The sequence below is a fragment of the Nonomuraea sp. SBT364 genome (assembly GCF_001083785.1).
Lineage (GTDB): Bacteria > Actinomycetota > Actinomycetes > Streptosporangiales > Streptosporangiaceae > Nonomuraea.
Map to the genome: position 1 here is coordinate 57,755 of NZ_LAVL01000026.1, position 21,583 is coordinate 79,337.

At 71.7% G+C, this 21,583-nt stretch carries 22 protein-coding genes; 9 read left to right on the forward strand and 13 right to left on the reverse strand.

Features of this window, described 5'->3' with window-relative positions:
- Window positions 1-9 precede the first annotated feature (9 nt).
- The gene (locus tag ADY59_RS51395) at window positions 10-456 is read right to left on the reverse strand and encodes an ABC transporter substrate-binding protein (RefSeq protein ID WP_053174780.1); all 447 of its coding nucleotides are present in this window, start codon (window positions 454-456) and stop codon (window positions 10-12) included.
- A gap of 143 nt (window positions 457-599) precedes the next feature.
- On the opposite strand from ADY59_RS51395, the gene ADY59_RS51400 reads away from it, so the two are divergent.
- From ADY59_RS51400 to ADY59_RS15275, 4 genes are all read left to right on the forward strand, one after another.
- Complete coding sequence (locus ADY59_RS51400) at window positions 600-953, forward strand: hypothetical protein (RefSeq protein WP_053174783.1); 354 nt, start codon at window positions 600-602, stop codon at window positions 951-953.
- 439 nt (window positions 954-1,392) lie between these two features.
- Window positions 1,393-2,106, forward strand: coding sequence for a GntR family transcriptional regulator (locus ADY59_RS15265; RefSeq protein ID WP_049562638.1), 714 nt, complete (start codon window positions 1,393-1,395; stop codon window positions 2,104-2,106).
- Window positions 2,099-3,271, forward strand: coding sequence for an MFS transporter (locus ADY59_RS15270; protein ID WP_049562640.1), 1,173 nt, complete (start codon window positions 2,099-2,101; stop codon window positions 3,269-3,271). Before ADY59_RS15265 ends, ADY59_RS15270 begins: the two co-directional genes overlap by 8 nt.
- Window positions 3,272-3,391: 120 nt before the next feature.
- Window positions 3,392-4,084 carry a GNAT family N-acetyltransferase gene (locus ADY59_RS15275; protein WP_049562677.1) on the forward strand — a complete coding sequence of 231 codons (693 nt, stop codon included), beginning with the start codon at window positions 3,392-3,394 and terminating at the stop codon, window positions 4,082-4,084.
- Window positions 4,085-4,144: 60 nt separating this feature from the next.
- On the opposite strand, the gene ADY59_RS15280 is transcribed toward ADY59_RS15275, so the two are convergent.
- From ADY59_RS15280 to ADY59_RS49990, 5 genes are all read right to left on the reverse strand, one after another.
- Window positions 4,145-4,834 carry a FadR/GntR family transcriptional regulator gene (locus ADY59_RS15280; RefSeq protein ID WP_049562641.1) on the reverse strand — a complete coding sequence of 230 codons (690 nt, stop codon included), beginning with the start codon at window positions 4,832-4,834 and terminating at the stop codon, window positions 4,145-4,147.
- A gap of 268 nt (window positions 4,835-5,102) precedes the next feature.
- Window positions 5,103-7,010, reverse strand: a complete 1,908-nt coding sequence (locus ADY59_RS15285; RefSeq protein WP_197093653.1) for a sialidase family protein — start codon at window positions 7,008-7,010, stop codon at window positions 5,103-5,105.
- An 87-nt stretch (window positions 7,011-7,097) separates the two neighbouring features.
- Entirely contained in the window at window positions 7,098-7,310 is a 213-nt protein-coding gene (locus ADY59_RS15290) for a hypothetical protein (RefSeq protein WP_049562643.1), read from the reverse strand.
- 137 nt (window positions 7,311-7,447) lie between these two features.
- The gene (locus ADY59_RS15295; RefSeq protein WP_049562682.1) at window positions 7,448-8,185 is read right to left on the reverse strand and encodes a phosphotransferase family protein; all 738 of its coding nucleotides are present in this window, start codon (window positions 8,183-8,185) and stop codon (window positions 7,448-7,450) included.
- A 368-nt stretch (window positions 8,186-8,553) separates the two neighbouring features.
- On the reverse strand, window positions 8,554-8,787 hold the full coding sequence (locus ADY59_RS49990; RefSeq protein WP_156325510.1) for a hypothetical protein: 234 nt from the start codon (window positions 8,785-8,787) through the stop codon (window positions 8,554-8,556).
- Between the two features lie 210 nt (window positions 8,788-8,997).
- On the opposite strand from ADY59_RS49990, the gene ADY59_RS15305 reads away from it, so the two are divergent.
- Genes ADY59_RS15305 through ADY59_RS15315 form a run of 3 tightly spaced genes read left to right on the forward strand, consistent with a single transcriptional unit; the run spans window position 8,998 to window position 10,366 of the window.
- Window positions 8,998-9,336, forward strand: coding sequence for an ArsR/SmtB family transcription factor (locus tag ADY59_RS15305; RefSeq protein ID WP_197093657.1), 339 nt, complete (start codon window positions 8,998-9,000; stop codon window positions 9,334-9,336).
- Window positions 9,333-9,773 carry an SRPBCC family protein gene (locus tag ADY59_RS15310; RefSeq protein WP_049562645.1) on the forward strand — a complete coding sequence of 147 codons (441 nt, stop codon included), beginning with the start codon at window positions 9,333-9,335 and terminating at the stop codon, window positions 9,771-9,773. Before ADY59_RS15305 ends, ADY59_RS15310 begins: the two co-directional genes overlap by 4 nt.
- Window positions 9,770-10,366 (forward strand): maleylpyruvate isomerase family mycothiol-dependent enzyme, encoded by a 597-nt coding sequence (locus ADY59_RS15315; protein WP_049562647.1) that lies wholly within the window; start codon window positions 9,770-9,772, stop codon window positions 10,364-10,366. Before ADY59_RS15310 ends, ADY59_RS15315 begins: the two co-directional genes overlap by 4 nt.
- 33 nt (window positions 10,367-10,399) lie before the next feature.
- On the opposite strand, the gene ADY59_RS15320 is transcribed toward ADY59_RS15315, so the two are convergent.
- From ADY59_RS15320 to ADY59_RS15330, 3 genes are all read right to left on the reverse strand, one after another.
- Window positions 10,400-11,716 carry a tetratricopeptide repeat protein gene (locus tag ADY59_RS15320; protein WP_082310119.1) on the reverse strand — a complete coding sequence of 439 codons (1,317 nt, stop codon included), beginning with the start codon at window positions 11,714-11,716 and terminating at the stop codon, window positions 10,400-10,402.
- A 123-nt stretch (window positions 11,717-11,839) separates the two neighbouring features.
- Window positions 11,840-12,616, reverse strand: a complete 777-nt coding sequence (locus ADY59_RS15325) for a MerR family transcriptional regulator (RefSeq protein WP_049562650.1) — start codon at window positions 12,614-12,616, stop codon at window positions 11,840-11,842.
- 22 nt (window positions 12,617-12,638) lie between these two features.
- The gene (locus ADY59_RS15330; RefSeq protein WP_197093654.1) at window positions 12,639-13,460 is read right to left on the reverse strand and encodes an alpha/beta fold hydrolase; all 822 of its coding nucleotides are present in this window, start codon (window positions 13,458-13,460) and stop codon (window positions 12,639-12,641) included.
- A 117-nt stretch (window positions 13,461-13,577) separates the two neighbouring features.
- Between ADY59_RS15330 and ADY59_RS15335 the strand changes: the two genes are divergently transcribed.
- Window positions 13,578-14,462 carry a DUF2268 domain-containing protein gene (locus ADY59_RS15335; protein ID WP_049562652.1) on the forward strand — a complete coding sequence of 295 codons (885 nt, stop codon included), beginning with the start codon at window positions 13,578-13,580 and terminating at the stop codon, window positions 14,460-14,462.
- Between the two features lie 64 nt (window positions 14,463-14,526).
- Here ADY59_RS15335 and ADY59_RS15340 read toward each other — a convergent pair whose 3' ends face one another.
- The 3 genes from ADY59_RS15340 to ADY59_RS15350 all read right to left on the reverse strand — a co-directional run bounded on the left by ADY59_RS15340 (window position 14,527) and on the right by ADY59_RS15350 (window position 16,705).
- Window positions 14,527-15,114: a hypothetical protein gene (locus tag ADY59_RS15340; protein ID WP_049562653.1), complete on the reverse strand. Its 588-nt coding sequence runs from the start codon at window positions 15,112-15,114 to the stop codon at window positions 14,527-14,529.
- 64 nt (window positions 15,115-15,178) lie between these two features.
- Complete coding sequence (locus tag ADY59_RS15345; RefSeq protein ID WP_049562655.1) at window positions 15,179-15,562, reverse strand: hypothetical protein; 384 nt, start codon at window positions 15,560-15,562, stop codon at window positions 15,179-15,181.
- Between the two features lie 177 nt (window positions 15,563-15,739).
- Window positions 15,740-16,705: an NAD(P)-dependent alcohol dehydrogenase gene (locus ADY59_RS15350; RefSeq protein ID WP_049562657.1), complete on the reverse strand. Its 966-nt coding sequence runs from the start codon at window positions 16,703-16,705 to the stop codon at window positions 15,740-15,742.
- A 99-nt stretch (window positions 16,706-16,804) separates the two neighbouring features.
- Here ADY59_RS15350 and ADY59_RS15355 point away from each other — a divergent pair, with 99 nt between their 5' ends.
- Entirely contained in the window at window positions 16,805-17,485 is a 681-nt protein-coding gene (locus ADY59_RS15355; RefSeq protein ID WP_049562658.1) for a TetR/AcrR family transcriptional regulator, read from the forward strand.
- 45 nt (window positions 17,486-17,530) lie between these two features.
- On the opposite strand, the gene ADY59_RS15360 is transcribed toward ADY59_RS15355, so the two are convergent.
- Window positions 17,531-21,382, reverse strand: coding sequence for a S8 family peptidase (locus ADY59_RS15360; protein WP_231618731.1), 3,852 nt, complete (start codon window positions 21,380-21,382; stop codon window positions 17,531-17,533).
- Between the last annotated feature and the right edge of the window lie 201 nt (window positions 21,383-21,583).

Consider the following 21,583-nt stretch of genomic DNA (forward strand, 5'->3'; position numbering starts at 1 on the left):
GCATTCCTCTCAGCGGCCGAGCAGGCCGTTCCACTTGTCGGTGAACGTCTTGACCTCGGCGTCCGGGAGCTTCTCGTACGCGGCGAGAATCACGTTGCTCTCACCCACGGCCGTCACCAGCTCCTGGTAGGTGTGCAGTCCGTCCGCGGCCGGGACGTCGTCGCGGTAGGAGGTGAGCCCGCCCTCGGCCACCGCCCGCTGACCCTCCTGCGACAGGATGAAGTCGACGAACAGCTTCGAGGTGGCCGGGTGCGGCGCCTTGGCGGCGATGCCGATGCCGCGCGGCAGCGCGACCGTGCCGTCGTCGAGGAAGGAGATCGCCAGCAGGCCGCCGCTCTTCTCGACCACCGGGTACGCCGGGGCGGCGCTGACGAAGAACCCGGCCACGTACTCGCCCGCGATGATCTTCTCCATCTGGGTGCCGGACGAGGTCTCGGGCCTGGCCAGGGGGAGCACCGACTGCAGGGAGGCCCAGGAGTCCGGGCGGGCGTCGGCGAAGGCGTGCGAGACGGTGAAGCCGAACGCGCCGCTGACGTCCCGTGTAGTGATCTTGGTCTTGTACTGGGCGGGGTCCTTGGGCCAGGATCGCCGCCAGGCTCTTGAGCCCGGTCGGCTTCTCCGGCAGCAGGGCGGTGTTGTACGCGATCGACAGCGGATCGATGGACATCGCGTACACGTTGGGCAGCAGCTCACCGAACTCGGGAAGCTTGTCCTTCTCCGGGGAGGCGTACTCCATCAGCGTGGCCGGCCGTCCGGCGAAGTCGGCCCACGCCTGGGCGGCGTTCGACACGACCAGGTCGGCCGGCGAGTTGCCGGTGGCCTGCTCGCTGAGTACGCGCTGGAACACCTCGTCGCTGTCCAGGTTGTTGGCCGCGATCTTCGTCACCCAGGGGTACTTCTTCTGGAAGTCGCGGAAGATCGGCGCCCAGTTCTCCTGGTCGGTGTTGGAGTAGATGGTGAGGGTGCCGCCCTCCTTCCTGGACGCCTCGATCAGCCGGCCGTACTCGGCCGGGTAGTACGACGGGGCCTGACCCGTCGCGATCTGGTTCGGCGGCGGCTCGTTCGGCGCCCCCTCGCCGCTACCGCCACCACCGCCGCATGCCGTGAGCAGACCGAACGCGAGCACGGCGGCGCCGATTGCCCGGAAAGGGGGGTGGAAGGTGGTCATGTGCTTCCTCCTAGATCAGGCGGGGCCGACCAGCCGCCGCCTGCGATTCCGCACACTCTGCTTCGTTATAACCTATGACGTCAACCCTCCGTTTCCGGAATGTGACGTGGCTACGACTGGCATCGCCCTGGTGGCGCCGGGTCGGCGCTGAGCAGGCCGCTTGCCGACAGGCCAGGCGAGAGGTGTAGGTTATAACCGTCATCGGGCAACGAGACAGGACAACGATGAGCGAATCAGCGGCCGAGCTCTACACCACCAAGGCGGACTACGCCTACCTCCGGGTCAAGGAGCTGATCCTGTCCGGGGCGCTGCTGCCCGGCTCGGTCATCGCCCAGGCGCAACTGGCCCGCCAGATCGGCATCAGCACCACTCCCTTGCGCGAGGCGCTGCGGAGGCTGAAGAGCGAGGGGCTGGTCGAGCTCGACGCCCACCGCGACGCCCGCGTCGCGCCGCTGGCCGCCGAGGAGGCCCGTGACCTGCTGGAGCTGCGCCGTTCCCTTGACCCGCTCGCGGTCGCGCTGGCCGCCGAACGCCGCACCAAAGCCGACATCGCCGCCATGCGCGCCGCCCACGAAGGTCTCAGGCCGCTGCCCGGCAACCCCGCCGTCGAGCAGCTCGTCGCCCACCGCAAGTTCCACACCGCCCTCTACTCCGCCTCCCACAACGACCTGCTCATCCAGACCCTCGACGGGCTGTGGGACAAGGCCGACCGTTACCGCCGCCTCGCCCTGGAGGTCGAGCGCGGCCAGGCGGCCCGCGACCGCAAGGCCGTCGAGCACGAGGCCCTGCTGGAGTACGTCATCGCCGGCGACGGGGAGTCGGCCGCGGCCGTCATGCGCGAGCACATCGACACCAGCCTCGGCGCCCAGGCCGCCTGGCGGCTGCGCAAGCACCACCCGGCGGAGGGCTCCGCCGCCGAGGGCGAGGCCGATGCCTGACTTCCGGCATCGGCACGCCGTCCTGCCGGCCCACTCCGCCGGCACCCAGATCATCACGTTCGTGCTGCGCCCCACCATGTCCTACCGGGCGATCGAGCTGGACGTGCCGTCCGCCTGGCTCGGCGTGCTCGGCGCCAGCTTCGCCCTCGCGCCGCTGCTGCTGGCCGTGCCCGCCGGGCACGCCGCCGACCGTTACGGCGAGCGGCGCATGGCCGTGGCGGGCGCGCTCTTCCTGACCGCCGCCGCGATCGCCTTCACCACGATCGGCCACACCGTCGCCGGTCTGGTCGTGGCCGGGATCCTGCTCGGCACCGGACATCTGGGCAGCGTCATCGCCCAGCAGGCGCTGGTCGCCAACACCACCGAACGCGGCCGCCACGACACCGCCTTCGGCCACTACACCTTCGCCGCCTCGCTCGGCCAGGCCGCCGGCCCGCTGCTGATCGCCGCGTTCGGCGGCGAGGGCGCGATCCCCGACACCGGCCGCATCTTCGCCGCCTCCTGCGGCCTGGCCCTGCTGCTGCTCGCGCTGTCGGCCCTGCTCCCGAACCACCCGATCGGCCGCACCGAAGCGGACGGCGGCGACCTGCGGACGCTGCTGAGACTGCCCGGACTCGGGCACGCCCTGCTGACGAGCTGCGTGGTGCTGGCCGCGGTCGACATCACCCTGGCCTACCTGCCCGCGCTCGGCACCGAGCTCGGGCTGACCGCGGGCGCGGTGGGGCTCCTGCTCACGCTCCGCGGACTGGCGTCCATGATCTCGCGCTTCTTCCTCGGCCGCCTCGCCCGGGCCGTGGGCCGGCGCCGGCTGCTGGTCGTCAGCACGCTGGGCGCGGCCGCCGGCATGCTGCTCACGCCGGTGCCCATGCCGTTGTGGCTGCTGGCCGCGCTGCTCGTCGTCGTCGGGTTCGGTCTCGGGGTCGGCCAGCCGCTGACGATGTCATGGCTGGCCGAGTCCGCACCGGAGGGCATGCGCGGCCGGGCCATGTCGCTGCGACTGGTCGGCAACCGCACCGGCCAGCTCGTCATCCCCGGCGCGGCGGGCCTCGTCGCCGCCGGCCTCGGCGCAGGCGGAGTCCTGCTCGTGGCCGCGCTCAGCCTCGGCTGGGCCGGCGTGGCCGCCCGGCGGCTTCCCGTCGATCCGCGCAAGGGGTTCGACCCATGACCTCGTCACCGTCCCCTGTCCGTGGACCTCGGCGACAGGGCCCCTAGGATGGTCGGCCGGATCCGGTCCCCGTCCAGCGGGGCCGGCGGCAACCCCGTACGACCCGAGAGGCGGAGCACCATGGCGAGCCGGGACGCCACCGCGCTCGAAGACCCGGTGGGCGCATCGCTGCGCGGTCACCACGCGCACCTCGCCCGCCGGCGCGGCAAGGCCGCCACCTACCAGCCGGGGGTCGCCACCTTCTCCGCGGTGACCGCCGACGCGGACGAGGGGGAGTGGGCGGACCTCGCCCGGCTGCTCGGGCGGGGCGAGGTCGCCGACATGTTCAGTGGCGCGGCGACACCGCCGCCGGACTGGGAGCCGGTCTTCGTCCTAGACGGTCGGCAGATGATCTGGACCGGCGGCGGCCTCCCCGACGACCTCGCCACCGACGTGGCGGAGCTGGGGCCGGACAACGTGCCCGAGATGCTCGACCTCGTCGCGCGGGCCCAACCGGGGCCGTTCTGGCCGCGCACCCGCGAACTCGGCACCTACCTCGGCATCCGCGACAACGGCATCCTGGTGGCGATGGCGGGTGAGCGGCTGCGGCCCCCGGGGTGGACCGAGATCAGCGCCGTCTGCACCGCCCCCGAGGCACGCGGGCGCGGACACGCCGCCCGCCTGGTCAGCGCGCTCGTCGCCCGCATCGTGGCGCGCGGCGAACGCCCCTTCCTGCACGTGGCCGAGGCCAACGCCGGCGCGATCGCCCTCTACGAGCGGCTCGGCTTCGACACCCGCCGCCCCGTCACCTTCCGCGGGTTCCGCACCCCGTGACGGCCCGGTCGCGTGCGTCGAACATCCGGAGGCAGCCGAGCGCGGGCTGCCGCGGCCGGGTCAGGTCGGCGCGGGGACCGGCGGGGTCTTCGCCCGCGCGATGCGCGCCTTGACGTCGCGGAAGTGCAGCCGCATCGCCTCCCTGGCCGCCTCGGAGTCCCGGGCGCGCAGCGCCTCGACGATCCGGCGATGGTTGACGACGATCTCCGCGGTCCGCTCCTCCGGCGGGCCGAGCGTCGGCTCGACCTCGTGGTAGACGTCCCAGAACAGGCCGATCAGCTGCAGCACCAGCTCGTTGCCGCACGACTCGTACAGCAGCGCGTGGAACGCCCGATCGGCTTCCCGGTCCCGGTCCATGCCGTTGACCAGGGCGTCCAGTACGGCGAGCCGGGTGGGGCTGGTGCTCTGGGCCACCTGGCCGATCAGCCCGGTCTCGAGCAGCTCGCGGACCTCGACCAGATCGCGCAGCGCGCGGATCCCGCCGCCCGGCCCCGAACGCACCCGGAAGGCGAGTGACGGGGTCATGACGTCGAGCGACGCGTGCCCGACGAACGTCCCATGTCCGTGCCGGATCTCGACGATGCCCAGGGCCACCAGGGCCCGGACGGCCTCGCGGACGCTGTTGCGGCTCACCCCGAGCAGATCCATCAACTGCACTTCGGTCGGCATCGGTGACCCGGGGGCCAGTCCGCGCTCGTGGATCAGGGCGACGATGCGCTCCTGAAGCGACGCGCCGTCACGCGTAGGCATGCTGCCTCCAGGCTCATCGAGGACCTTGCGTCAACATCCCACCTCTCGGTCCCGGAAGGCCAGGCGGTGTAGGAGATTTTACGCTGACTACACGGTCGGGCCACCGAACGAGCGAGCCTCGTTCGCCGCCCGTTCAGTACAGGGGAGGTCCAGCGGGTCGCTCCGGACGTAGGATGTCCTTCGACGGCCGGTCGATGGATGCCGTCCACGGCGGCGACGGCGCCCACGGGGTCCCGGGAGCGCCGCCGCCAGGCGGTTCGCGAGTTCCTCAGCTGACGTGGTCGAACGGCAGCCGCAGCCCGAGCCGGCCGCCGATCGGCAGGTTGCGCTCCCGGATCAGGTCCAGCTCGGCGCCGGAAAGAGCGCGCCGGTAGAGGCGTACCTCGTCGAGCGTGCCGCGGAAGCGGTCCGCGCCGTCCAGCCGCTGTCCGACGTGGATTCCGTCGAGCCCGAACTCCTTGCCGAGGGTCACCGAACCGGCGGGCGCCTTCGCCGAGGAGACCTGTACGCCGTCCACCAGCAGCCGGAGCTCACCGCGTACCCGCTGGAGCGCCACGAAATGCCACTGCCCGTCGTTGTACGCGCTCGGCGACTGCACGGTCACGTCGAACCGGTCGACGGCCAGGACCGCCCGGATCCGGTTGGCGGCCGGCTCGGCGCGCAGCCACAGCGCCGGCGGGTTGGTGCCGCGGTCCACCCGGTGGAACCAGAGGATCGCGTGCGAGCCGGTCTTCTCCGAGTAGCGGATCCAGGAGGTCAGCGTGAAGTCCCTCGCGCCCAGGTCGATGGAGTCGTCGAAGGCCACCTCCACCCGGTCGTCCACCCGGTCCAGGGCCAGCCCGCCGCCGAACCGCCCGTCGGTGGTCCGCGCGCCACCGCGGACGTACGCCTCGTTCCGGCCGGGCGACGCGTCCGGAGTCGTCGGGCCGGGCGCCGGGGGCCCGGGGATGCCGGGCGGGGTGCCGTTCGGCGTCTCCAGGAACGCCTCGTTGAAGCGCGCGTACCGGATCTGCTCGTACGGCGAGATGTTGCCGGCCTCGTACATCAGGGCCGCCTCGTCGCCGTCCAGACGCACCATGTCGGAGTACGCCGACGGTCCCCAGTGGAAGACCTTGCCGTCTTCCCAGCTCTCGAAGTGGTCACCCTCGTCGTAGGACGACCGGATCCCCATCGCCTCACGGGCGCCCGGGTGCATCGGCGAGGAGAACAGGACACGCCTCTCGCCGAAGCGCAGCAGCGACGCCTGGACGTCGGTCGTCGCTAGCGCCGGCATGGTGCGGAACGGCTCGTCCCACGTCGCGCCGCCGTCGCTGCTGGTCGCGTACGCCCGGCTGCCCTCGTCGGTGCCGCGCTCGCGGGCCGAGGCGTAGATCCGCCCGTCGGCGAGCTCGACGACGGTGACCTCCTGGGCGATGACCGTGCCGTCGTCGTGGAACGTCTCGGCGCCGATGTCCCAGGTCACCCCGCTGTCGTCGCTGTAGAGCAGGTGCGTGCCGTACACGTGCTTGCCGACGCGGTCCCAGCTCTCGAAGCTCGCCCCGACGACCAGCCGGCCGGCGTGCGGGCCGTGTTCGAGCTGGATGCCGTGCATCGGGCCGGTGGCGTACCAGAAGTTCCACTCCGGGCGCTTGCCCTCGGTCATCTCCCTGGCGGCCGACCAGGTCGCCCCGTGGTCGTCGCTGACCTGCACCCAGGGGTCCCGGTCGCAGCCGTTCGGGCAGGGCTCGGCGCCGTTGTGGGTGCTCACCAGCACGACCCGCCCGGTACGCCGGTCGACGACCGGCACCGGGTTGCCGTGCGTCGTGCCGTTGCCTTCCGAGACCACCTGCAGCGGCCCCCAGGTCCGGCCGCCGTCGGCGGAACGGCGCAGCACGAGGTCGATGTCCTCGTCGTCGCCGCAGTCCTTCACCCGCCCCTCGGCGAACGCCAGGACCATGCCGTTCGCGGCCCGCACCACGGCGGGGATCCGGAAGCAGGCGTACCCGAACTCGCCCTGCTTGTAGAGCACCTGTTCGTCCACGAACGGCGCGTTGCCGCTGGTGCCGCCGGTGCCGCCGCTCGCGCCGGCCGGCGTGCCGAGCGCGCTGATGAGTAAGCCCGCGAACGCCATCGCGGCGGCCGCCCGGCGAAGCCGGAAGCGCCCGGTACGGCGCTCTGGGGGGTAACCGTCGTGCATGTCATCGCCCTTCCTGACAGGAGGCTTTGACAGGACATCCTACGTCCAACGTTGGATGTTAAATAGGGAGTGAACAGAGAATGTTCATCACAGGGCGATCGGCTGCCCTCCCAGCCCGCCGGCCAGGATGTAGTTCGCGGCGACCTTGATCACCTGGTCGTCGGTCACGGGCCGGCCGTTCAGCGTGATCGCGGTGACGGCGCCGTCCTCCACGGTGTGACGCAGGCCGGCGGACGGGGTCAGCACGCCGCGCCGGTCGTTCGCGTGCCCCAGCAGCCACTTGAGCTGGCGCCCGTTCATGGACCAGGTGTCGACGTGGAGCCCGGCCGGCTGCGTGGCGTACAGCTGCGGCCTGACACCTCGTGGCGAACAGGCAGGACTACGGCAACCGGATCGACCGCGCCGTCGACATGCCGCCGATCAACGCTTCGGGACAGTCACATGCGCGATCTCAGCACGTCGACCTCGCAGCCCGGCGAGAACGGGTCGAAGCCGTGCTCGACCAGCCACCGGATCGCCACCAGGCTGCGCAGCGACCACCACGCGCGGATCACGTCGAGGTCGACGCCGGTGCCGTAGCCGGCGACGACGTCGCCCAGGTGCTCCTCGTGCCCGAGTGTCAACGTGGCGAGGTCGTACAGGGCGTCGCCCCGGCTCGCCTCGGTCCAGTCGATCACACCGGTGATCTCGTCACCGTCGGCGAACACGTGGCTGATCTGCAGGTCGCCGTGGATGAACGCCGGTGTCCACGGGCGCAGCGCGGCCTCGGCGACCCGGCGGTTGCGCGTGACCAGGTCGGCGGGGAGGACACCGTTCGTGACGAGCCACTCGCATTCGCCGTCCAGGCGCGCTGCGAACTCGTCGACGCTCCGGCCGGGCCATGGCGGCAGCGGCGCGTCGTGCAGCTTCCGTACGGCGGCACCCGCCGCGGCCCACGCCGCCGGCGACGCGGTCGACGGTTCGCCGAGGCGGCCGAGTGCCGTCCCCGGGAGGGCGGCGAGCGCGAGGACGGGCGGCCTGCGCCACAGGATCTCCGGAGTCGGGACCGGCGCGACGGCCATCGCCTCGACCTCGACGTCGGTGCGCGCCTGATCAGCGTCGATCTTGAGGAACACGTCACCGACCCGCAGCGTCGCGCACTCGCGATGGGCGACGACGACCTCGACCTCCTTCACGTCGGCCATTCTCGCGGACCCCGGCCACCGGCGTCACCCGGGTTTTCGCGGCCGAAGGCGGTGCTGCCGGGATCGTCTTGAGCGCGAACAGGGCCAGTCGGACGCGGTCCCGCCTTTGCTCCCCGCCGTCACCCTCATCGCGATCTCGATCAAGCTGCGCCAGTTGAGCGCCCTGGTCAGTGAGACTCCGGGGGCGTGCGTTCTCCCTGATCGGAGGTCAGCCGGGCAGGGCCGCCCAGACCGGCGAGCGGCTCGCCGCGCGCCGGCTGTGACAGCGCCTGGTGAATGGGCTCGTCCCGGCGGTTGGTCTCGTCCTCGCTCTTCCGCTGCGCGTCGGCCCGGTGGTGGCGCAAGGCCCCGGCGGCTGGTCAGGCGCAGCGCCGGGGTGGCGTCGAGCGGCTCGTGCACCGGGGCCATCGCCAGGAACGCCGGGCCACCGGTTCCGCGAGCCGTGGCACCACGGTGAGGCCCGGCATCGTCTCGACCGGCTTCCGGTCCCAGTACTCCACGGCCCAATCGCCGTACGCGCGCTGCACCGCCGGCGCCAACGCCCGGCCGAGCGCGGTCAGCCGCCACGTGCCGTCGCGATCGACCTCCGCCACCCCCTGTGCCAGCTCGCGGCCAGGTCCGAGCCGGAGTACGTGGTCGCCGCCGCGAAGCCTTCGGCGGACCTCGGGAGGGCCGGCAGCCCGAAGGAGAAGCCGCTCTCGAAGCCCGGCCTGATCTTGAGCTCGTCGCAGACCGCCCGGAGGACGCCGGTTACTCAAGTTGACACTTTATAAAGCGAATGCTTGTATAGCGGCATGGGAACCATGGTCGAGGATCAGCAGCTCGATGCCCTGTTCACGGCGCTCAGCGACCGGACCAGGCGCGACATCGTGGCCCGGCTGAGCACGGGCGAGGCGACGGTCAAGGAACTGGCGGAGCCGTACGCCATGAGCATGCAGGCCGTGTCACATCACATTCGGGTGCTTGAGCGCTCCGGCCTGATCAGCCAGGGACGGCACCGGCAAACCCGGCCATGCCGCCTCGAACCCGCGGCGCTCGAAACGGCGCTCTCCTGGATCGAGGAGAGCCGGCGGGCCTGGTCGGACCGGATGGACCGGCTGGAGGCCCACCTCGCCCACCTACAGGAAGGGGAGAACCCGTGAACGCCGACGAACTCGTCTACCGGCGCGTCCTGCCCGCACCGCGTGAGCTGGTGTGGCGCTGCCTCACCGAGCCCGCCGAGCTCGCGTGCTTCTGGGGCCCGAGCGGCATGGTCACGCCGCCCGACGGCATCGTCGTCGAGCTCCACCCCGGCGGCCGGTTCGAGACCCTGATGATCGGCGAGCAGGGCAGCCACCGGATGGTCGCCACCTTCACCGAGATCGTCCCGCCCGAGCGGATCGCCTGGGTCGAGCCGGCGACCGGGATGCACACCACCAGCACACTGGAAGACCTCGGCGACGGCACGACCGCGGTCGTCATCCACCAGCGCAACGTGCCCGAGACGATGCGCGCTCCCGAGGCCCGCGCGGGCTTCCTCACCTCGCTCGACAAGCTGGAGCAACACCTCGCGCACCTCGCACAAGGGGACCGGTCATGACCGGCCCGCAGTCCTGGGTGGCGCCGACCTGCACCGGGCTCGCCGACTTCCTCGCCGCCGCGCCCGCCGAGACGTGGGACGCCCCGTCGCTGTGCGACAAGTGGCTGGTGCGCCACGTGATCGCGCACGTGACGATGCCGGCGCGGCTGACTCCGGAGGGGTTCGGGGCCGAGATGGCGGCGGCGGGCGGCGACTTCACCGTACTTTCCGACACCGTCGCCTCGCGGGACGCCGCGCTGCCCGTCGCCGACCTCCTCGGCCGGCTCCGATCGCCGGGACTGCACGCGTGGCAGCCGCCGGGCGGCGGTGCGGCCGGTGCGCTGAGCCATGCCGTCATCCACTCCCTGGACGTGACGGTCGCGCTCGGCCGTCGCCCGGTCGCCCCGGCGGAGGCCGTGGCCACCGTCCTCGACCAGCTCACCGCCGCAGACGGCAGCTCGTTCGGCATCGACCTGACCGATGTCCGGCTCGAGGCCACCGACACCGGCTGGAACTGGGGAAACGGCCGGCTCGTTCGCGCCGACAGCGGCTCACTGGTTGCACTCCTGAGCGGCCGAGCCCTGCCCGACGGCCGGGCCCTGGCGCGCCGCTGACACGTCCCCGGCCGTTCCTGGCTGCTGCGGTGATCAGATGGCTTTGCCCCGGGCGACGTAAAGGTTCATGTCGGTGAAGTCGAGGGTGACGTTGTAGGGCTTGAAGAAGCAGTGGGCGAAGTGGCCCAGCCCGTCGAACCCCGGCCCGTACGGCCAGGGCACGTTGACCGGCATGTTCGGGTCCGTTTCGCAGTAGACCTCCTCGGCGACGGCGTTGCCGAGGCGGATCTCCTTCGGGTAGCAGGGGTAGGTGATGGTCGGGTGGCTGTGGGCGAACGTCTCGATCGGGCGGTCGCGGTCGGTGCGGATCCGCAACCGCTCGGCCGTTTCCCCGGGCATGCCCGCGGCGATCTCGCCGATCCCGCCCAGGTTGACGCCCACGACCCGTGGGCCGGAGCCGGCGATGCTGCCGAGGCTGTGGATGCCGTGGTCACGGGCCAGCCACATGGGCAGGGGCTCGGCGCCCGCCCGGACGGCGGCGGCGCGTACCTGCCCGGCCACCTCGGGGGTTCTGCGGCGCAGGATCAGCGACCGGCCCGCGTAGTCGAAGGTGGTCAGCAAGTGGTAGAAGACCCACGTGCCGATCAGGCCGTCGTCGTCCGTGCCGACATCTTCGCCCGACTCCGTCGACGACCAGCCCACGGGGACGTTGCGCAGTTCGATGCCGCCCAGCTTGAAGGAGTCCAGCACCCCGTAGTGCACCCATATGGGGGTGCCCTCGAAATCGCTCTTCTGGCTGACGACGGGGTTCAGCCCGGCCTCCTTGGCCGCCGACGCGGTCAGGCTCAGGTTCGGGGCCCCGGTGTAGAACGTGAAGCGCTTCGGCGGTCCGCCGTTGACCGAGGCCTCCACCAGCGGCCTCGGGTCCATCTCCCGGATTCGCACCCGGGCAATGTCGCCGTGGACCTGGTACGGCTCGCCGCTGATGGCCGCGAACCAGGTGGCGTAGTCTTCCGCGCCGGCCGCTCGCCAGCATGGAGCGGACAGGGCGAATTCGTCCTGCCGGATGTAGCAGTCGCCCAGGAGCTCGTTGGCCTCCTTGTCGTCGGGGGCCAGCTTGACGGCCATCTTGAGGTACTTCTCGGCGTCGGGGAACCGGTTGGACAACAGCCCGACATAGCCACGCTGGCGAGCCGCGCGCAGGTTGCCGGGGTCCTTCTTCAAGATCTCCTCGTACGCGTGGCCGGCCTGCTTGAACTTGCCGGCCTTGAACAACGCGTCCGCCTCACCGGTGGCGGCGGCCGGCGCCGTGGCCGCCCCGCCCAGCAGCGGCGCCGTCGCGGCGGCACCGGCCAGCACAGCGGCGCCCCGCAACACCGAACGCCGGTCCCATTTTCCGTCATCAGCCACGCTTGCCCCTTTTCGCTATCGCCTTCGCCGTACCGCTCCGTCCCAGCGGACGACCCCGTCCACTGTCGACCGGCCGCGTCCCCGCCTCGTTCGCGCCGCGTCATGGTTGCGTCACAGTCGCGCCTACGGTGTGGGGTCCACGCGTTCGAGCTTGGTCCAGCCCGTCCAGCCTCGCTGCCTCAGCAGTTCGATCAGCCGGCGCGCCGGCGGCACTGTGGCGAACGCCAGCGTGTCCATCAGCTTGGCGAGCGGCAGCTCGATGTCGATGTCGTCGACATAGTCCTCGCCCCGCTCGTCGGCCATCCGCGTGATGTAGGCGGCCAGCTCGTCCGCCAGCTCGACCAGCCGCGGGTCGTCGTCGGCCCGGTCGAGAGCCTGGCTCAGGGTGAGGAAGAAGTCGACGAGCTGCGGGTGGTCGAGCTGCTCGCCCTTGCGCGCCATCCACTCCGGGACCCGCTCGGGTGACTGCGCGACCAGTGGAATCCAGCCGTCGCGCTCGGCCTGGACGATCCGCTCGTCGACCCCGAGCGCCCGCAGCCGGTCGAGATACGCGACCACCTCCGGAGGCAGCACCAGGTGTTCGCCCGCGACGAGGCGGGCGATCCGCTCGCGATGCCGCTGCCGCTCGCGGATCTCCGCCCGCAGCCTCCTGTCGATGTCTGCGATCGCCGCGGCGAACTCCTCCTCGCCGGCCCCCAGCAGGCTCCGCACCCGCGCCAGCGGGACCCCGGCCTCGGCGAGGGTCCGGATTTTGATCAGCTCGACCACGGCGCCGGCGTCGTATCTGCGGTAGCCGGAATGGTCGCGCTCCGGCTCCGGCAGCAGCCCCTTGGCGTGGTAGTGCCGCACCGTGCGGACCGTCACTCCGGTGTACGACGCGAGCTCGCCGATCGTCAGCATGACAGCAGTCTCCAGGAGTCGCTCAAGAGGTCGCCTCCGTCCTGCGGATGATCCGGGCGACTTCCCGGGCATGGGTGAAGACCAGTTGGTGGTCCGCGTCGAGCCAGCTGGTGGCGATGTGCGGGTGCTCGCGGACCAGCCGCTCGACGCCGGCACGCCAGTTCTGGTTGAACTTCGGCGCGGGTCCTTCGTCGCCGTCGCCGGCCATCGACGTCGACATGATCATGGTGATGGGGCGATCGATCTTCCCGTACCGGTCGAGGATCCCGGACCGGATCAGGTCGATCTCGAGGTTCAGGCCGAGGATCTCCCGGGCGGTGAGCAACACCTGACGCTCGGTGCCCCGCTCGGTCTCCTGCCGCGCCGCCAGTTCCTCCCACATGGCGCGGAACTCCGGCAGGACGGCCTCGGTGATGAACGGTTCGGGCACCGGGTTCGCCCCGTCGATGAGAACAAGCTCGGCAACGGCGCCCGGATGCTCGGAGGCATAGTGCACGGCCAGGTCAGCGCCCAGCGAGTACCCCACCAGCACAGGCGGCTCGGGCAGGCCGCGGTTCTCCAGCTCTGCCATCACCGCGTCGAGATCGCCGAGAAACGCCTCGAAGGAGTACCGGCCGGCGGCCGAGGCGAGGCCATGGCCCCGCAGGTCGAAGGTCACCACGTCGTGGTCGCGTCTCAGCAGCCCGGTCAGCTCGCGCAGGCCGGCCTGGGTCGAGTTCAGGCCAGGGCACAGGACCAGCGGTCGTCCCCGGCCACCTTGAGAGACCGGGATCGTGACGCCGTCGTGGTGAATCGTGAAGTGCCGCATCGGGGGGACCTCGATCGCACTGTTTTCCGTGGTCATGCCGCCATGCTGAGACCTTGCCCCAGCGTCAGGGTCAAGCGCGCGGCGATCGGGACCAGCCGGGCCGCGCAAGCCTGGTTTGACGTTGACGTTGCGTCAACTTCTAGCATCTGGGCCATGTCGATCACTGTTCTTGACACCTACTCCGCCATGCGGCAGATCCTGCTGGCCCCGGTCGCGGACCGCGCCGACCTGTTGCGTTCGATGCTGGACGCCAACAGGGGCATGTACCGCTACCACCCCGGCGAGCTCGACCTGGTCGCCGTGCACCTGCAATCGTCCGGGTTTCCCATCGACCGCGACGAGGAGCGTTGCCTCGACGCGCTCGAAACCCTGGCGGCGGCCGGGGCGTGGGAGCGGATGCAACGCGCCCTCGACGACGCTCTCGCCGTACTGCTTGAGGCGACGCCGGGGCTGGAGGCACCGGACATCACCGTGCTGTTCGTCCTCGGCGACCCGAGCGACGAGCACTTCATGGGGCCCTGCAAAGGATTGACCGGGTTCGGCGGCATCTCGGGCAACATCTCCATCACGTTCTGGCCCTTCCCCGAGAACGTGGAGCGGCTGGAGGCCACCGCCGTGCACGAACTGCACCACAACCTGCGGTGGAGCCCGGGCGGGGTGGTGTGGGACCCGATGACCGTCACCGTGGGCGAGCACATCGTCGGTGAGGGCCTGGCCGACGCCTTCGCCCGGCAGCTCTACGGCGACGAGCTCGGCCACGCCCGCATCGGCGTGCCGCACCTGCACGACGACGAGGTCTTCGCCAAGGTGCTCACCGGGCTCGACGTGACAGGCATGCAGAACTTCACCGCCTGGGTGCACGGCGACGCCGGCGCCGAGCACCTCGGTGTCACCCCGGTGGGGCTGCCGATGGGCGCCGGGTACGCCGCGGGCAACCGGCTGGTCGACGCCTACCTGGAGGCGACCGGCCAGACGGCGGCGCAGGCCCTGCACGCCGACAGCTCGGAGATCATCGCAACCGCGCTTCGCCGCAGGTAACACTGCAGCGATGGAGCGGTTGCGCTCCTCCGGCGCCCGCGACGGCCTCACCCCTGGCGCGGGTTCACGGGGTCTGCCGCAGGACGTAGCTGCCGCCGGTGACGGAATGGTGCGCGTTGTCCTTGGGGCAGCGGCCCGAGGCGCCGGGGGAGTTGCCGTCGAAGAACAGGCCGCCGCACTTGACGCACCAGCGCCACTGCTCCTGGCCGCCCGGGCCGTCCCGGTTGCCGATGTCCTCCAGCACGTAGTAGGAGGATATGACGGGGAATGGTCCGAAGGGCCAGTGGCCGGAGGAGCCCCGGCCCGGGCAGTGGCCGAGCGAGGGGCCGCCTCCGTACCACAGTCCCTGGCAGGTGCCGCACCAGCGCCAGCCGGTCTGTCCCTGGCCGCCGTCCTCGATCGTCTTGATGACGTAGTCGCCGCTGCCGGTGCTGTGGTGGCCGCCGTCGAACAGGTCGCCGGCGGGGCAGCTGCCCCGTGTCCCGTTGGCGGAGTACCACAGGCCGCTGCACCGGGCGCACCATCGCCAGCCCAGCTGGGCGGCCCGTGCGGGCGGGGAGCCGGTGACGGCGAGCGCGGCGCCCGCTCCGAGGAGCACCGAGGCGCGGGCGGCCGTCCGCAGGACCGCCCTGCGGGTCGGTTGTTCGATCATGATCGTCCTCCATGACGTCGTCGGGATCCCGGCAGGCGGGTCAGGGGGCGGGCGCGCGACGCGGTCACCAGCTCGTCATCCACGCGTTGGTTACCGCCGACGTCGACAACCCGCAGGTGTCGACCTGGACGACGACGCCCGGCTGGCTGGGCGCCGCGTAGGTGACCTGGCTGGTCAGCGTGTACTCGAAGGACTGGCCGCGCACCAGCTGGCACGTCACGTGCAGCTGGTAGAAGCTGCCTCCGTTGGTGGCGCCTCGGCAGCTTCCGACGCCGCCCGTGGCCGTGATGCCGGCCCAGCAGCTCGGGGAGGGTGTCGCCCGGGCGGGCGCCGTCATGAGCGCGGTGATCACGACGCCGGCGCCCAGGAGCGCCGCGCCCGTGCGGGTCCGCCGTACGAGCCTGCCGCTTCGGCCGGCCGGGTGGCGGGGGGAGGTGCCGGCGGTCATCCGGGAGAGCGGACCGCGGGACGGTCGTCCGATCGGGGGCCCATGGTGTCCTCCGTGACGTCGAGGGGCTCGGCCTCGACTGTCACCGCGAAACCGGGCCACCGGAAGGCGTCACCGGACAGTCCGTACAAATCCGTACAGCCGCGAACGCCGGGCGCGACTCGCCCAGGACCGGGCTCAGTCGACCCTGACCACGTACTTGCCCCGCACGCCGCCCGCCTCCAGTGCCCGGTGCGCGGCCCCCGTCTCCTCCAGGGAGAAGATCGTGTCCACCGCCGGGCTCAGCTTCCCCTCGGCCACGTGGCGGGCGAGGTCGTCGAAGGCCTCCCGTCCGGGGTTGCCGCTGAAGAAGCGCACCCGGCCACGCCCGTGGACCGTGCTGAACGCGATGTAGCCGAGCGACGCGGCGGGCCGGGTCAGGTCGAAGGCGATGGTGACCATGCGCCCGCCCGGGTTCAGCAGGCGACGGAAGGTCTGCAGGCCGGTCCCCGCCGTGTCGAGGACCACGTCGAAGCGGCCCAGTTCCGCCGGCGGAACCGTCCGGTGGTCGACGGCCTTGTGCGCGCCGAGGTCACGCACGAAGCCGAGGTTGGCGGCGCGGGCGAGTGCCGTGACCTCGGCCCCGTACGCCCGTCCGAGCTGGACGGCCGCGTTGCCGACGCCGCCCGCCGCGCCCCGCACGAGGAGCCGTTCCCCGGGGCGCAGCCCGGCTTTGTCCCGCAGTGCGGTGACGGCGGTGGTGGCGACCGGAAGCGCGGCGGCGTCCACCAGGTCCAGTCCGGCGGGGACCCGGCCGAGCCGCCCGGCGGGCACGCTCACGTACTCGGCCGCGCTGCCGAACCCGGACGTGCGCCCCATGACACCCCATACGCGGTCACCGATCGCGATCCCGGTCGTGCCGGCGCCCAGCGCGGCGATCTCGCCGGTGAAGTCCAGGCCGACACGCTTGGGGAAGGTCCGGCCGGTCAGGAGGCGGAGCCGCCCGGCACGGGCTGCCAGTTCGCCGCCGTTGACGCTGAACGCGCGTACCCGCACGAGCGCCTCGCCACGGGCGGGCTCGGGGCGCGGCACCCGGCCCGTGTAGAGCACCTCGGGCGGGCCGTAGCGGTCGAACAGAACTGCCTTCATCGTGCGGTCGTTCATTGATCCACCTAGCGACTGGGACCGTACAGGGAGCTGGGCTCGACCGTAGGCTCCGGAGTGGACCCGATCGTCCGTTCAGACCGGAAATGAGAGACAGTGATGGCGCAATCCTCTCGGATCAAGGACGCCGACGGCATGCGGGCGGACGCCCGGCGCAACCGGGAGCGCGTCCTCGTCGCCGCCCGGGAGGTTCTCGCCGAGCACGGGATCGACGCGCCGATGACGGCGGTGGCCCGCCGGGCCGGGGTCGGCGTGGCGACGCTGTACCGGCACTTCCCGACCCGGGACGCCCTGGTGCGGGGCGCGTTCCAGCGGCAGATGGAGATCTGCACGCGGGTGCTCGCCGAGGCTCTGGCCGCCTCCGACCCGTGGTGGGGCTTTCAGCGGCTGGTCGAGACCCTCTGCAGGCTGCAGTGGGAAGAGCGCGGGTTCCCGGCGGCTTTCCTCGCGACCTTCCCCGACAGCGCGGCCGAACACGCGCGGTCCCGGGCCCGTGCCGAACACGACCTCATGACCCTGGTGCGCAGGGCCCAGGCGTCGGGCGCGCTGCGGGCCGACTTCCACCCTTCCGACCTGATCGTGGTCATGCTCGCCCACGGCGGCCTGGTGGCAGCGGTGCCGGACGACGGTGCGGCGTCCCGGCGGCTGGTGGCCTACCTGCTCCAGTCGTTCCGCGCCGACCCGGCCGGCGCGGCGTTGCCTCCGCCGGCCTCGCTCTCCCTGCGCGGCCTGCCGATCACAGCGGCTCATGTCAGGGGGCGGCGGCCCTCCCGGCCGTGACGCGGATGACCGCGGCCGCCGGGCGGGCGGCCGCGGTCACCTCGGTCAGCGGAGGTCGAACGCGCGGAGGGTGGTCTGCTTGACGCGGTTGCCCGCCGCGTCCCACGCCTCCACCTTCAGGCTCACCGCACCCTTGGTGGCGCGGTAGGCCGGGTACTTCGCGCGGGCGGTGTAGCCGCCGTCCCGCCCCCGCCTGAGGTCGGCGCGCTGCCAGGTGGCGCCGTCGTCGGTGCTGGTCCACAACTTCACGCCCGAGATCGCCGGCATCTTCGCCGCCGACGGCCCGTGGTAGGCCTCCAGCTCGAACGTGTGCCTGCGCCCGGCCGCGACCGTGTTCTCGACGGACAGGCTGTCACCGAGGTCGTAGCTGACGTAGACCGCCGGGGTGGTGCGGCACTGCTCGACCGGCCCGTCGATGAACCAGGCGTAGCAGTTGAAGCCCGGCATCAGCTGGTCCCTGGCCGGCGGGGCGGTGAACGTCCACTCGATGTCCTGCAGGTCGTTCTTGGCCGTCAGCCGGTAGGTGCCCTGCCCAGCGGGCAGCGGGTAGCGCGGCAGCTTGTCGAACCCCGCCACGGGGGCGTTCGGCAGCTCCTTGCCGTCGCGGTAGAGGTGCAGGTCGTACTGCGGAGCCAGGTCGCCGAACGCGATGCCGTCGTCGCGCCGTTCCCCGACCCCGTTGACCATGGACGGCGTCACCCACAGGTTGCCCTCGTGCACGCAGATCGCGCACGGCACCCCGATCACGAGCTTCTTGAGCGGGACGTCCTCCGGGTCGCCGCCGAGCGCGTACACCTTGTCGGAGGCCGTGGAGGCGCCCGGCGTGCTCGGGGTGGCGAACCACTTCTGACGGGTGCTGCCCGGCCGGTCGAAGACGTCGTTGCGGTAGCGGGTGTCCTGCACCTCCGCGCCGGGCTCGGACGGGAGGAGCGCGGACATGCCGGACTGGCTCACGATCGTGGGGTCGAGCGGCCACACCCACTGCGACCTGCGCTCGGGCATCGGGGACGACCAGTGCAGCATGTTGGTGCCGGTCCCCGTGTAGGTGATGTCGTCGGTCCTCCAGGTGCTGCGCCAGTTCATGTACTTCGTGTACGGCCCGGCGTGCACGTCGAGGTCGACCCGGTGGAGCTGGCGCTCGGTCACCTTGTAGCGCATCGACGCCGGGATGCGCTCGTCGGCGTACGGCTTGAACACGTAGGAGTACGGGGTGTTCGGGGTGCCCTTGACCCGGACGGTCACCTTGCCCCGGGCGGCCGCGTCGCGGATCTTCGTGCCCTCGGCGTTGGAGACGTAGGCGACGGGGATGTTGACCGGCAGGTACGGGCCGCTGAACGGCTTCTGCGTGATGGGCAGCGGGATCGGGCAGACGGAAGCCTTCTCGTTGAAGGCCAGCACGCCGGCGGCGCCCGCGTCCCTGATCGGGCCCACGCGCTCGATCTGGAGGCCGCACGCCGTCCCGAAGATCCCCTCGGCGGGCTCGGCGTCGATCAGTACGAGCGCGCCGCGCAGGTCCTTGCCCGCGAGGTCCTCGGGACGGCCCTTGCCCGCGTCGACCACCCGCAGGTCCTTGACGCCGTCGAACGGGACGTACCCGGGATGCAGCTCGCCCGAGTCGACCATGTGGACCCGGGAGACCGGGTGCAGGGTCGTCCGCCCGGGTGTGCGCATGGTCATGGTGACCTCGGGCACGCCCAGCTCCCACTGGCCGGTGAAGCGGAAGCGGCCCTTGGTGACCTTCTCGGTGGGCAGCGCCCACACCTTCTCCCATCCGCCGAGCGGGCGGTTCGACAGGAGCGTGCCGCCGAAGACCTTGCCGTTCGGCAGGGTGCGCTGGAAGAAGAGATCGTAGGTGTTGTTCAGCGGCTGCGCGGTCTTCGGGGCGCTGAAGCTGATCTCGGTGGCCTTGCGGGCGTCGAGCGTGACCTCGGTGTCCCCGGTGACGGTCAGCTCGGGCTCGAACAGCCAGGCCCGGTTGGCGCGGTCGTCGCCGTCCACCCAGTCGAGCACCTGCAGCAGGCTGACGGTGCCCGCCGGGACCCGGGTGACGACCAGGCCGACGTCGTCAATGCGGTGGGGGCCGAGCTCACCCTTGTCGCCCTCGACGTCCACGACGCTCATGGCCGTCGGGGTGCGCGGCTTGCCGTCCCGGTCGAAGGTGCGGATGGTCAGGTCGTACTTGGGGACGTCGCGCACGGCGCCGAGCGGCGTGGTGAGCCGAACGCCGTCGGCCTCGGCCGTCACGGCCCCGCTGTAGGTCCCGATGGCGAGCTCGGCCGGGTCGAGGGTGACGGTGGTGCCGGCCGTGCCGCCGGCGGGGACGGTCAGCGTCGCGTCGGCCAGGACCGGCTTCGCGCCGCCGCTCATCGCCGCCGTCAGCGTGAGCGTGACGGGCTGGTCGCCCAGGTTGCGGTAGGAGAGCTGGCCGGTCCTGGGCGCGCTGCCGGTCTCCAGCAGGCCGAAGTCCACCCCGCCGCTGGTGGTGAACACCTGCTGCCGGGTCGCGCGGTCCAGGTCCACCCGGCCGGCGCCCTGCTCGTAGACGGTGAAGCCGTCGTCCTTGGCGGTGGACATCAGGGCCGACTTGAGCTGCTGCGCCGTCCAGTCCGGGTGCCGCTGCGCCATGATCGCGACGGCTCCGGCGACGTGCGGCGTGGCCATGGAGGTGCCGGAGGCGCCGGTGTAGTGCTCGTCCACCGGGGAGCCCATGGTGGTGCCGGCCGCCCGCGCGGCCACGATGTCCACGCCGGGCGCGGCGATGTCGGGCTTGAGCCCGCCGCCGGGGCGCGGCCCTCGGCTGGAGAACCCGGCGAGCTGGTCGTTCTTGTCCACGGCGGCCACGGTGAGCGCGGCGTCGGCCGCGCCGGGCGTGCTGATCGTCTCGGCCTCGTACAGGTTGCCCGCGGCGACCACGAACAGCGTGCCGGTCTCGGCGGTCAGGTCGTTCACGGCCTGGCTGAGCGGGTCGGAGCCGTCGCTGGGCGGGCCGCCGAGGCTCATGCTGACGGCCTTGGCGCCGCTGCGCGCGGCCCACTCCATGCCCTCGATGATCCACGACTCCTGGCCGGAGCCGGTGTTGTCGAGCACCTTGCCGACGACGAGCTGCGCGCCGGGAGCGACGCCCTTGTGCTTGCCGCCGGAGGCCGCGCCGGTGCCGGCGATGGTCGAGGCGACGTGCGTGCCGTGCCCGTGCCCGTCCTGGACGGCCTGCTCGGGGACGAACGACTTGCTGTCGGCGATCTTGCCGGCCAGGTCGGGATGGCCGGCGTCGGCGCCGGTGTCCAGGACGGCGATCTTCACGCCGGTCCCGTCCTGGCCGCGCTCCCACGCCTGGGGGGCGCCGATCTGGGGGACGCTCACGTCCAGGTCGGCCTTGACCTTGGCGTCCAGCCAGAGCTTGGCGATGCCGCCGCGCAGCGTGCCCGGCGCCTTGGCCAGGCCCTCCCCGGCGCCCTGCCCGCCGCGTACGGCCTCCCAGAACGTGCCCGCCTCGGTCTTGGCGACGTCGAGGGCGGAGGCGTGGATGCTCTCCAGCGTCCGGGTGGGATCGCTGGCGGGGACGGCGGCGGCCGAACGCTTGACCGCGGCCTCGGGCTGGTCGCCCGGGTACTGCACGATGACCGGCAGCCGCTTGGCCACGTCGTCGGCATAGCCGTTCTCGGCCAGGTATTTGACGTCGAACAGCCGCCTGTCCACCAGCCCCGCCTGGACGGCGGCGACCGCGTCGTCCGGCAGCACGTAGACGCCGTCCGGGGTGAACTGGGTGAACAGGTTGATCCGGCGGCCGTCCTGCCGGGAGCCGGGGGCCGCCTGGACGCGGTACTGGCCGGCGGCGGAGCGGGTGAGCTGGACCTTGTCACCGGTGATCAGTGTGACGACGACCTGCTGGGCGCGCACCCCGGACAGCGTGACGTCCTTGGTGGCCTGCGGGGGAGTGGCGGGGGGGGGTCTCTTTTTAAAATGTTCCAGCCCCCGGGAACGGAACAGATATAGTATGGCGTTTTTTTGTTGGTAAAAAAAAAAAAAACTGAGAAATGTTAATAGATTGACAGTTACACTAAACGAGACAACAGTAGCGCGTAGAGGCATCTAGAAAGA